Here is an 11,491-nt window from a genome sequence, read left to right as displayed (position 1 = left end):
GCGCTGGGGACGGCGGCTCCTGTGGGGCCTGCTTGGCTTTCTGGGGCTCATCGTCCTGCTGGTGGCGGGCGTGCTCGTGTACGCCACCAGTCCCGGCGGCTCCGCCCGCATCGCCCGCCTTGGCGTGGACCTGGCGAACAAGCAGTTCGCCGGCCGGCTGGAGCTGGGCGGGTTCGACCTGGACCTCAACGGCGCGGTCCTCACCGGCATCAAGCTCTACACGCCGGAAGGCGACCTGGCGGCGGAGATCGCCCGCGTGGAGGCGCGGCTGAACCTGTCGCCGCTCCTGGGCCAGCGGGTGGACCTGACGAAGGTCCGCATCGAGACGCCCCGCCTGTACCTGGTGCAGGACGAGCGCGGCCTCAACCTGATGCGCGCGCTGGAGCCCCGGGAGCCCAAGCCCGAGGAGCCTCCCACCGAGAGCAAGAGCGCCCTGCGCATCCACCTCAAGGACTTCGAGCTCAGCCACGGCTACGTGGACTTCCAGCAGGAGCTGCCGGACGGCGGCGAGCGCCAGGTGCGCCTGGAGGAGTTCGGCGCGAAGGGCGAGGGCCACTACGCGCTGGCGGACATGGACTTCGCCGCGGACCTGCAGGCCACGGGCGGCCTCACCCGCCCGCTCAAGGGGCCGGTGCGACTGGCGCTCAAGGGCCAGGGCAAGGACGTGGTGCGCCAGGTGGACGCGCAGCTGGGCCTGGCGGGCATCGAGGCGGACCTGGGCGCGAAGCAGACCGGCGAGACGGCCGCGGCCGTGGAGCTGCGCCGGCTGACCGTGCCGCCCGAGCCTGTGAAGGCCTTCGTGCCCGCGTATCCGCTGGTGGTGCCCATTGAGGCGAAGGGCACCGCGTCCATGGACGGCGACCTCGCGAAGGCCCAGCTGGGCGCGTCCGCGGGCAAGGCCACGCTGGACCTCACGGGCGACGTGAACCTCAAGACGTTCCGCACCTCGGAGACCACCGTGAAGGCGCGCGGGGTCAACCTGGCGGAGCTGATGGAGAACGGCATCCCCACCAACATCGCCGCGGACCTGGTCGCGCACGGCGGTGGCGACAGCGTGGAGACGCTGGACGGCGACGTGGCCCTCACGGTGACCCCGTCCGAGTTCCGGGGCCAGTCGGTGGGGCCCATCGAGCTGAAGGCCAGCGCCAAGGACGGCCGCTACAACGTGGGCAACCTGCGCGTGATGATGCCGGGCGCGGCGTTCGTCGCGTCCGGCGAAGGCACCGTGAAGGCGCTGGAGGCGCGCGGCAGCCTGTCCGCGGGCAACCTGAAGCTCCTGTCGCAGGCGCTCGACAAGCTGCTGCCCGGCGGCACCGTGCCGCCCATGTCCGGCAGCGGGTCGCTGGAGCTCCTGGTGCAGGGGCCGCCGCGCTCGCCGGGGGTGAAGGCGGACGGCAACTTCGTGGCGCTGAACTACGGCGACATCGCCATCCAGGACCTGTCGCTGAAGGCGAACGTGCCGGACGTCACCCGTCCGCTCACCACCGACGCCACCGTGCTGGTGAGCGAGCTGAAGACCGCGGGCAAGACGTTCCGCGACCTGTCGCTGGCGCTCACCACCGACCAGAACCGCGAGCTGAAGGCCAGCGTGCGCGTGGACGGCGACGCGAAGCTCGCGCTGGGCGTGGAGGGCACGGTGGACGAGGACAACGAGGGGCTGGCCATGCGCGCCTTCTCGCTGTCCTGGCCGGAGGCCACCTGGACGCTCCAGCAGCCCACGCACCTGGCCTTCGGTGGCGGGCGCATCGCGCTGACACCGCCGCTGGCGCTCGCGTCGGGGCCGCAGACCTTGAAGCTCGCCGCGGTGAAGGACGGCGAGCGCGTGGACGCGCGCATCGACCTGGGCGCCTTCGACTTGTCGAAGCTGCCGCGCATCGCGGTGCCGGAGGACCTGGGCCTGGGCGGCACGCTGTCAGGCCACGTCGCGGCGAAGGGGCGCATGGCCCGGCCGGACGCGGACGTGGACCTCACCCTCGCGGATGGCCGCGCTCGCGGCTACGAGGGCCTGGGGCTCCAGGTGAAGGCGCGATACGTGAAGGACCGCGCCACCGGCACGCTGGGCGCGGAGCTGAACGCGGCGCGCGTGGCCTCCAGGTTCGACGTGCCCGTGCAGGGCGTGCTGCGCCGGCGCAACGAGCCCCTGTCCCTGACGGTGAACCTGGAGAAGCTGGACGTCGCGGAGGTCCTGAAGCTGGCGAACCAGCCAGCCGGGCCTACCGGTCAAATCACCGGCACGCTGGTGGTGGACGGCTCCGCGAAGGACCCTCGCCTGGACCTGAAGGTGGTGGGCGCGGACCTGCGCTACCCGGGCCGGCCGGAGGCGCTCTTCGCGCAGGCGCTGGGCTTCGAGCTGCACGCGAACTCCGACGCGAATGACGCCACGCTGAGCGCGCGGCTGGACGTGAAGGGTGTCGCGCCGCGGGCCCATGTCCTGGTGAAGACGCCCTTCACGCTGGGCGGTGTCATCGCGAAGCCGCCCACGCCCGCGCAGGCGCTGGAGGCGCCGCTGCACCTGGAGGCGCTGGTGGCGGAGCTGCCCCTGAAGCTGCTCCAGGGCGCGGAGGGCGTGGACAAGCCGGCCGGCACGGTGACGCTGAAGGCGGACGTGAACGGCTCCGCGCTCGCGCCGCGGGGCCGCGTGGAGATGCAGGCGAAGGGCGTCACCGCCAATGGCCTTCCTCCCCTCAACGGCACCGCGCTGGCGCTGGCGGGCAATGAAGACGTGAAGCTGACGCTGGACGTGCAGCGCCCCAACGGGCCGCTGGCCACGCTGGAGGCGCGCGTGCTGGCGCCGCTGGCCGCGCTCCAGGACCGCGAGGTGGTCAGCCGCGTGCCCTTCCGGATGAAGGGACGCGTGGGGCCCGTGCCCCTGAGCGAGATTCCCGGCATGGTGGTGGAGCCGGCGCAGGGCAACCGCGGGCCGCAGGGCGTGCTGTCCATGGAGCTGGTGGCGCGCGGCACGCCGGAGGCCCCGGAGCTGGAGCTGAACGCGGGCATGCAGGGGCTGGGCGTGGCGCAGACGGCGCTGGGCCAGGCGCGGCTGCACTACTCCTACTCCCAGGCGAAGTCCCTCTTCGACGCGATGCTCACCGCGCCCGGCGGCGGGTCGCTGCTGCTGGGCGGCACCATGGACCTGGACCTGTCGCTGCCCGCGCTCCAGTCCGCGCAGGGGCTCGCGAAGAAGGCGGAGCGGGCGCCGGTGGAGGTGTCGCTGCGCGCGCGCCGCTTCGACCCGACGTTCCTCTCCGGCATCTCCCCGTACGTGCGCTCGCTGGGCGGCATCATGCAGGCGGACGCGAACCTGGGCGGCACCGTGGGCGCGCCCACCTTCAAGGGCGACCTGCAGTGGAAGGACGGCCGGCTGGGGCTGATGGGCTTTGGCGAGTACCACGACATCCAGCTCGCGCTGAACGCGTCGCAGGAGCGAATCGACCTCAAGAAGCTCACCGCGAAGTCCGGCAACGGCACGCTGGAGCTGACGGCCACCGCGAACCGCCAGGGCAAGAGCGGCGAGTTCGCGCTGCAGGGCAAGGGCCACACCAAGAACCTGCCCATCGTGGTGGAGGACCAGCTCATGGCCCTCCTGACGCTGAACCTGTCCATGAAGGGCAGCCTCAGCGAGCGGCTGGTGAACATCAGCGACCTGTCCATCCCGGAAGCGCACGTCGAACTGCCGGAGGCCAAGCGCAAGGACCTGCAGCCCCTGGAGCGCCCCGTGGACGTGGTGATGGTCCGCAACGGCGTGCCGGTGGACAAGCGCAAGAAGAAGGAGAAGGCGCCCACGCAGGTGGCCACGTCGCAGAAGGCGGAGAACCCGCGCAACGCCCCGGACTCGCCCGGCATGCCCGGCAACCCGGAGCCCACCGTGGGCGGCAGCGGCGGCGCGGGCGGGCCCACGTCGCAGGCGGAAGCCGAAGCCCTGGAGGAGGAAGGCGAGGACGAGGGGCCACCGCAGCGTCAGTTCTGGGTGAACATCAACGCGCCACGCAACCTGTGGGTGCGCGGCACGGACCTCAACGTCCAGCTGGGCCTGTCCGAGGGCTTCCGCGTCGAGTACGCCAACGAGGCGCGCATGTTCGGCGAGGTGATGGTGCTGCTGGGCCGCGTGGACGTGCTGGGCCGCCGCTTCGACGTGCAGCGCGACAGCCAGGTGCGCTTCACCGGCCCCGTGATGATGCCGTACATCAACGTCACCGCCGAGCACCGCAACGACAACGCGAACGTCACCGTCTTCGTCACCGTGCGCGGCCAGGGCAAGGAGGTGACGCTGAAGACGACGAGCGAGCCGGCCCTGCCGGAGTCGGAAATCTACACGCTGCTCGCCACCGGCCGGCGCACGCTGGAGCGCGGCTCCGGCGCGTCCATGAACGCGGGCGCGCAGGCCGCTTCCGTGGTGGGCTCGTTCGTCGCCAACGAGGCGCGCAAGGCCATCGCCTCGAAGCTGCCCCTGGACGTGCTCTCCATCGAAGCGGGTGACAGCGGCATCGCCGGCACCAAGCTGGAGGTGGGCACGTACGTGACGGACAAAATCTACGTGGGCTACACGGGCCGCGTGGGCGCCAACCTCCAGCGAGGGGAGAACGCCAACGCCGTGCGCTTCCAGTACCTCTTCAGCCCGCGCTGGAGCCTGGAAGGCATGTACGGCGATGCGCGCTCCGGCGGCCTGGACCTCATCTGGACCAAGGAATACTGACCCACCGGGTAGCCCCGGCCGGGCGCCGGCCAGGTGCTTGGCTCGCTTTGCCTGCGCTCCTAGTCTTGCCCTGAACAGTCCGGACTGGGCCCCATCCAGACGTCTCCATCTCCGCGCGCCCACGCACGGCAACAGCGAGACATGGAGAGCGCATGGCCTGCAAGTACTGTGGGTTCGGCAAGAGCGACATCTGCTGGGCCTGTCTGACCGAGATGGAGGAGAACCAGGACCTGGAGCGTGCCCACCGGCGGCTCGACGCCTACGCCCGGATCATCCTCTGGAACTTCAAGAAGACCCAGTGTGTCGCCGTGGCCCACGTCGGCGACACGCTCTACGTCTGCGCCAACGACACGCGGACACTCAGCGCGGAGGGCGTCGCGACCTTGCTGGGGAACGTGCATACGAAGAAGCCCCCGGCCTACGACAAGGAAAAGAAGCAGAAGGCCATCGAGGCCTGGGACCAGGACGACCCCCGGTGGAAGAAGCTCTTCGGCCCGGAGACCGGCGGCTATGCGTCGCTCGAGGAGTACAAGCAGGAGCGGATCAACATCGACCTGAACAAGGTCCATGCGTGGTGGAACAAGGGCTACCAGTTCCGCACCATCATGGTGCTCCCCGCTCTCAAGAAGATGCACGCGGAGGTGCGGCTCCTGTCCTATCTGGTCGGGAACATCGACCTCAGCAACGCCCTGGACCTCTACCTGGGCGTCTCCTATCTCTGTTGCCGGTGGTGCTCCGCGTTGTTTGACTCCTACAACTCGGCCGCCGCGCGTCTGTCCATCCTCCTCAGGACCCCCACGGTCGGGACGCGCGGGCGCCACCCGGGCATCCCCGAGAACGCATGGACCTCCGTGGTGCCTGAGTCGAACTTCCAGATTTCCAAGAGCGCGCTCTTCTGGAAGCAGGTCCGTGAGGGATGGAAGCCGACCTCCAAGAAGGCGGAGCCCATCCTCTTCGGACACATCATGGAGGACGTGCCCTCGGACAGCGATGAGGACAGCGATTAGGGGGCCACCCCGGAGGGACGGCCCCCACGTGGCTTCACGCTACAGCGCGTACGCCGCGTAGCACGTGCCCATGGGCCCCACGCCCGTGGAGCCCGCGCCCGGCGCGTCCCGCCACACGCCTTCCGCGCCGCACTGCTGCCAGAGCGTGCTGCTCACCTGCACGCAGGTGCGCACGGGCACGCCGCGGCCCAGGCGCGTGGAGACGCAGTACGGGAAGGACACGTTGCAGTTGGACGGCTTCGCGGCCGTGCCGCCAATGAAGACGCCCTGCGAGCACTGGCGCCACAGCGCGTCCGACGAGCTCTGCACGCACGAGCCCTCCGGCACCGTGGCGTCCACCGTGCCGGAGTAACAGCCCTCCGCGGTGGTGAGCGTCCACGCGTACGCCGTCTTGTAGCGGTTGTAGATGGACGCCATCAGCGACGAGCCGCCCACCGTGGTGCGGCCGCACTGGATGGCGTACGCGCCCACCCAGGGCGTGTACGTGTAGAGCGCGGCGGTGGCGTGGTTCACCGGCTTCACCGAGCACGGATCCGACGTGGACTTCGTCACGCCCGTCTTCCAGCCGGAGATGGTGGCGCGCCCCGCCTCCAGGTCGGTGAGGTAGCCACGCATCTTCTTCGCCGCGCACTCCACCTGCTTGCCGAAGCCCACGTATTGCGCGTCACAGCCGCTGCCGTCCGGACAGCCACAGCCCGTGGCCTTGCTCAGGTTGGTGGACGTGCCGCTCTGGATGAGGCTGGACTCGCCCTGGATGCGCGCCAGCATGTACAGCGGGCTGATGTTGCTCGCGCGCGAGCGCTCCACGATGAGCGTCGCCGCCGTCTTGCCGTAGGCCGGGTCCGTGTAGCCCGCCAGGTACGAGCCCTGCTGCTGGAGGAACGCCTGCACCTGCGCCGGCGTGATGCCCGCCCCACCCGTGACGTCCGAGTCCTCCAACAGGCGGTGCATGTCGTACTTCGTCGTCGCCTCCTGGAGCACCTGCCCGGTCAGCTCGTCGATGACGGGCTCGGGGGTTTCATCCAGGGGACCGCAGCCGGCCGCCAGCAGCGCCGGCACCAGCAACACACACAAACGGAGCTTCATCACACACACCTCGGGGGAAGGCCGGCTGTAGGCCGGTGGGGCGAGCGTGACTCAAGACTTCCCGGCAAGGGAGGGAAAAGCTCCCAGGCGGCGAGGGGCATGGGAGGACAGGGGCGGAGTAGAGTTCTGGACATCATGCGGACCCCTGCCCTGTTTCGTCGGAAGTGTTGGCCGTTCCTCGCCGCGGGCCTGCTGGCCGTGGCGGGCTGTTCGGATTCGAGTGACCCGGGTGAAGAGCCCGGGCCGGGCACGGATGGGCCCGGGGTGACGCCGGGCGACGGCTCGGACTGCCTGGGCGCGAAGTTCCTCACCTCGCTGGGCAAGAGCACGGTGCTGGTGGGCGCGCAGATGGAGGAGGAGACCTCCGGGAAGGCGCCCTTCGATGTGCGCTACCTCTACGTCGCGGCGGGCCTGTTCGACTCGAAGGACGCATGCCAGTCGTGCACGTCCGGGTGCACGTCCGATGGCAACTCGTGCGTCGGGGGCGGCTGCAATTGGTGGGGCTGCTGGCAGTACGACCAGGATCCGCCCGGTGCCTACGTGCGCGACTTCATCAAGGCCACGCAGGCGAAGGGCCAGATTCCCTTCATCACCTACTACGAGGCGTTCCAGGCCAGCGGCTACACCGAGGGCGAGGAGCAGCTGAAGGCGCTCAACGACTCGGCGTTCCTGGGCCGCTACCTCGCGGACTGGCGCTTCCTGCTGAAGCAGGTGGGCCAGGAGAAGGTGCTGCTCCAGATCGAGCCGGACATGTGGGCCTACCTCCAGTTCTTCCCCAAGGACGGCAAGGCGCAGTCCACGCCGGTCGCGGTGAAGGCGGCGAACCCCACGGACTGCGGCAGCCAGGAGAACAACGCGGCCGGTCTGGGCAGGTGCATGATCGCCATGGTGCGCAAGTACGCGCCCAACGCGAAGGTGGGCCTGCACGCGAGCGCGTGGGCGACGAAGACGGACGTGTCGGGCAACACGGACCCGTCGTTCGACGTGGCGGGCGAGGCGAACAAGGTCGCGGACTTCCTCCTGTCGGTGGGCGCGAGCGACACGGACTTCGTCACGGTGGAGGCGTCCGACCGCGACGCGGGCTGGTACCAGCAGACGACGGGCAGCGCGGTCTGGTGGGATCCGGAGAACCGCAAGCTGCCGCACTTCCAGCAGGCCTTCACCTGGGCGAAGGCGGTGTCCACGCGGCTGAACAAGCCGCACCTCTGGTGGCAGCTGCCGGTGGGCAACATGTCCCTGCCCAACATCAAGGAGCAGTGGCGCGACAACCGCGTGGACTACTTCCTCACGCACCCGGGTGAAGTGGCCGCCGCGGGCGGCGTGGGCATGCTCTTCGGCGCGGGCAACTACGAGCAGACCACGCCGGAAACGGACGGCGGCAACCTGGTGAAGCGCGTGAAGGCGTACAAGGACGCGGGGGGCCAGGCCGCGTGCGTGAAGAACTGAGCCGCTGAAGCGGTGCCGTGCGCCCGGGCCGCGTTCAGGCCCGGGCCCGCGTGCGCTTGGAGGCGGCGGCCTTCTTCGCCGCGGGCTTCTTCGCCGCGGGCTTCTTCGCCGGGGCCTTGGCCTTCGCTTCCTTCCGGGCCTGCATCTTCTGGATGTACTGCGCGGCATCCGGCGTCTCGCAGGCCGTGTCGCCGTGGTCCACCTCCACCCTGCCCAGCCGCTTCGCCGTCGCGAGCGCCGCGGTCTGGACCGCGCCTCCGGTGGAGCCCACCGCGATGAGCGCGCTGTTCATCGCCTCGCGGACGCGGTTCTTCGCGCCGGGCAGTTCCTGCTCAATCCGCTTCACCCACGGCAGCAGGTCCTCCCCGGCGAGCACCGCGGTCTTCATGAGGAGCGCGGCCAGGCTCTGCCACCCTGCCCGCCCCACCCATTCGGACTTCGACTGTGTCCACGTGAGCGCTTTCGCCGCGTGCGGTGAGCGCAGCACCACGTTCGTCACGAAGACGTCCGTGAGCGTGTGCCAGTCCAGCCCCTTCGCCCAGGCGTCCAGCTCCTTCCAGGGCATCGCGGGCGCGTCCACCACCATCGTCGCCAGCAGCCGCGCCTCCGTGTGGCCCGACGCCCAGAGCGCCCGGGCGAGCGCCGCGTCCGTGCCGATGCGCTTCTTCAACACCGTCAACGGACCGAAGTTCACACCGGACAACGGCCGTGGAGCCCCGTGGCGCAGATAGGTCTTGCGCGTCTGCTCCGTGCCCAGCCGCTCCAGCTCCCGCATCGTCTCGTCCAGGGTCATGGTGCGCGGGATTCTGCCAGCACTAGCTCAAACGAGTGACTGTCACTCCCCGAGTGCCTTCTCCAACTTGCGGCCCGTGAAGGGTGGATGTCTCACCACGCGAGGGGGAAGCGATGACCAGCGCTGAGTACCTGTCCGATGTGGAGTCCCTCGATGCCATGGACCCCTGGGAGGGCGCGGATGCCCTCCAGGAGTTGGAGGACCTGGCGGACGAATTCAGCGACCTGGAGTCCTTCGAGGCGGAGGGCTTCGAGGAGGACCCCTTCGAGCCCTCGGCCTTCGAGTCCTCGGGCTTCGAGGACGACGGCTTCGAGGAGCTGTTCGCCGAGGCAGAGGCGGAGGACGCCTTCCTGGAGGAGGACGGCTTCGAGGGGTTCGAGGCGAACCCGGCCACGGGGCTGTTCATGCCGGCCTCCAGCAACCGGCTCGTGTCCGGTCCCGCCGCGGTGGCGCTCGCGCGGACGCTCAACCCCTTCGTGCTGGAGTCCATGGACGCGGATGACGCCGAGGCCTTCTTCCGCCGCATCACCCGGCGCGTCCGCAGCGCCGCGCGCGGCATCGCCCGGGGCGTGCGGCGGGCGGGCCAGCTGGGGGCCGCGGCGCTGCGCCGCGCGGGGCCGCTGATTGCCCGCGCGCTGCCGGTGGTCCAGCGCGTGGCGGGGCTCGCGGGGCCGTGGGGGCGCGTGGTCGCGGCGGGCATTGGCGCCGCGCAGGGGCTGCTGCGGGGACAGGGATTGCGCGGTGCGCTCGCGGGGGCGGTGGGTGGCCTGATTCCAGGCGTGGGCGGGCGCATCGCGTCCTCTATCTTGCGCGGCGACGGCGCGGATGACGACGCGTCGCTGGACGCGCTCGCGGACATGGCGGATGCGCGGCAGGTGCCGGCCGCCGTGGCCCTGCCGCTGGGCGCGGGGCTCGCGGCGCGGGTGGTGACACGGCAGGCGGTGCCCATGAGCACCGCGCTCGGTGCCGCCGCGCAGGGTGTGCTGCGCTCGCGCTCGCGCGGCGTGGAGCGGCTCCTGATGCGGCTCGCCCAGCAGGCGCCGGGCACCCCGGGCCGGCGGCTGCGGCTGATGCGCCTCATCGCCCGGCTGGCGGCGGGGAACCTGCGCCTGCGCGGCCCGAGCGGCGCCATCACCGCCCTGCCGAGGGTGGTGCAGGGCGCGGGGCGCCGGGTGCTCACGCGCGCGGTCCAGATGCCCTCGATGGGTGTCGTCCCGCCGCGCCTGGCCGCTCGGCGGGTGCATGCCCGGCGGCACGTGCTGCGCCGCATCCCCATCGCCGCGGTCAGCGCCGCGAGCGTCCGCCGCGCCTAGGTCAAACCACTCACGGAGTCTTCAGGACAAGGAGGAGTACCCATGCAACCGCAGCCTTTCGAAGAGGAGTTTTCGGGCCAGGGCGATGAGATGTCCGACCTGTTGGCAGAGGGCGAGGAGGGCTTCGAGGACGAAGGCATGGAGGATCCCTTCGAGGGCGAAGGCTTCGAGGACAACCCCACCACCATGGAGGACCCCTTCGAGGACAACCCCAACCCCATGGACGAGGGCTTCGAGGCCGAGGGCTTCGAGGACAACCCCGTCACCATGGACGAGGGCTTCGAGGCCGAGGGCTTCGAGGACAGCCCCATCAACATGGACGAGGGCTTCGAGGGCGAGGGCTTCGAGATGGACAACCCCAACGCCCTGGAGGACACCTTCGCGGACGCGATGGACGCCCAGGACGAGGACGAGTTCCTCCGTCGCCTGGCGGCCGGCGCGCGAAGGCTGGCCACCGTGGCCGGGCCCACCTTCCAGCGCATCCGCCGCAGGGCCATGCCCATCGCCATGCGGCTCATCCGCCAGGCCGCGCCCCGGCTGGGCGGCATCGCGGGCCAGGAGATTGGCCGCACCCTGGGCGGGCTGCTCCGCGCGGATGCGATGGACGCCTTCGCGGACGCCGCCGGTGACTACGCGAGCGACGAGGACATGGACGCCTTCAACCGCGTGCTGGGCGGGCTGGCGGCGCGGCACGTGGTCCGCTCCACCATGTCTCCCGCGCGCCGCCGGCAGTCGCCCCAGCAGGCCCGGGCGCTGGGACGCGCGGTGGGCCAGATGACGACGCAGCTCGCCTCGCGCATCAGCCAGCGCTACGGCCCGCGGGCCCTGCCGGCGGTGACGCGCGTGGTGCGGCAGGTGACGCGGCTGGTGCGCCAGCAGGGCGCGAGCCCCCAGGCGGTGCCGCGGATGCTCCGCCGCATCGGGACGCGCGTCATCGCAAGCCCGCGCGTGGTGCGCCGCCTGGCCCGGACGAGCGCCGCCGTGCGGCAGCTCCGGGCGCGCGCGGGCCTGCGCCGGACGGGGCTGCGCGGCCGGATGAACCCCATGATGGGCGGCCCCGGCCTGCGCCGGCTGCGGACCGTCACGCTGCGGGGGCCGGTGCGCGTCATCGTGCGGTGAGGTGAGGGGACGTGAGGGGCAAGGGGGAGGCGGG

The 11,491-nt window shown here is 71.0% G+C and carries 7 protein-coding genes; 5 read left to right on the top strand and 2 right to left on the bottom strand.

Going from position 1 to position 11,491, the window contains the following annotated elements; all coding sequences use genetic code 11:
* A partial coding sequence (locus D7V80_RS27540) for a translocation/assembly module TamB (protein ID WP_233585769.1) occupies positions 1-4,693 on the top strand: 4,693 nt, incomplete at its 5' end.
* 152 nt (positions 4,694-4,845) lie between these two features.
* Complete coding sequence (locus D7V80_RS27535) at positions 4,846-5,700, top strand: hypothetical protein (protein ID WP_120590989.1); 855 nt, start codon at positions 4,846-4,848, stop codon at positions 5,698-5,700.
* Positions 5,701-5,739: 39 nt separating this feature from the next.
* Here the strand turns inward: D7V80_RS27535 and D7V80_RS27530 are convergent, their stop codons facing one another.
* Positions 5,740-6,786 (bottom strand): hypothetical protein, encoded by a 1,047-nt coding sequence (locus D7V80_RS27530; RefSeq protein WP_120590988.1) that lies wholly within the window; start codon positions 6,784-6,786, stop codon positions 5,740-5,742.
* A gap of 135 nt (positions 6,787-6,921) precedes the next feature.
* Here D7V80_RS27530 and D7V80_RS27525 point away from each other — a divergent pair, with 135 nt between their 5' ends.
* Entirely contained in the window at positions 6,922-8,232 is a 1,311-nt protein-coding gene (locus D7V80_RS27525) for a hypothetical protein (RefSeq protein WP_233585768.1), read from the top strand.
* A gap of 34 nt (positions 8,233-8,266) precedes the next feature.
* On the opposite strand, the gene D7V80_RS27520 is transcribed toward D7V80_RS27525, so the two are convergent.
* Positions 8,267-9,025, bottom strand: coding sequence for a DNA alkylation repair protein (locus D7V80_RS27520; RefSeq protein WP_120590986.1), 759 nt, complete (start codon positions 9,023-9,025; stop codon positions 8,267-8,269).
* A gap of 113 nt (positions 9,026-9,138) precedes the next feature.
* On the opposite strand from D7V80_RS27520, the gene D7V80_RS27515 reads away from it, so the two are divergent.
* Together D7V80_RS27515 and D7V80_RS27510 are read left to right on the top strand one after the other, a co-directional pair.
* Positions 9,139-10,338, top strand: coding sequence for a hypothetical protein (locus D7V80_RS27515; RefSeq protein ID WP_120590985.1), 1,200 nt, complete (start codon positions 9,139-9,141; stop codon positions 10,336-10,338).
* 42 nt (positions 10,339-10,380) lie between these two features.
* Positions 10,381-11,457, top strand: coding sequence for a hypothetical protein (locus D7V80_RS27510; RefSeq protein ID WP_120590984.1), 1,077 nt, complete (start codon positions 10,381-10,383; stop codon positions 11,455-11,457).
* The last annotated feature ends 34 nt before the right edge of the window (positions 11,458-11,491 follow it).

It is taken from the genome of Corallococcus sp. CA054B, from assembly GCF_003611625.1.
GTDB classification, from domain to species: domain Bacteria; phylum Myxococcota; class Myxococcia; order Myxococcales; family Myxococcaceae; genus Corallococcus; species Corallococcus coralloides.
The sequence above is the reverse complement of the archived record's forward strand: the minus strand, read 5'-3'. Positions and strand labels throughout refer to the sequence as shown.

What these genes read in the sequence shown, in the direction of transcription:
- D7V80_RS27535 (WP_120590989.1), top strand. Translation starts at nt 4,846, where the DNA reads ATGGCCTGCAAGTACTGTGGGTTCGGCAAGAGCGACATCTGCTGGGCC.
- D7V80_RS27530 (WP_120590988.1), bottom strand. Translation starts at nt 6,786, where the DNA reads ATGAAGCTCCGTTTGTGTGTGTTGCTGGTGCCGGCGCTGCTGGCGGCC.
- D7V80_RS27525 (WP_233585768.1), top strand. Translation starts at nt 6,922, where the DNA reads ATGCGGACCCCTGCCCTGTTTCGTCGGAAGTGTTGGCCGTTCCTCGCC.
- D7V80_RS27520 (WP_120590986.1), bottom strand. Translation starts at nt 9,025, where the DNA reads ATGACCCTGGACGAGACGATGCGGGAGCTGGAGCGGCTGGGCACGGAG.
- D7V80_RS27515 (WP_120590985.1), top strand. Translation starts at nt 9,139, where the DNA reads ATGACCAGCGCTGAGTACCTGTCCGATGTGGAGTCCCTCGATGCCATG.
- D7V80_RS27510 (WP_120590984.1), top strand. Translation starts at nt 10,381, where the DNA reads ATGCAACCGCAGCCTTTCGAAGAGGAGTTTTCGGGCCAGGGCGATGAG.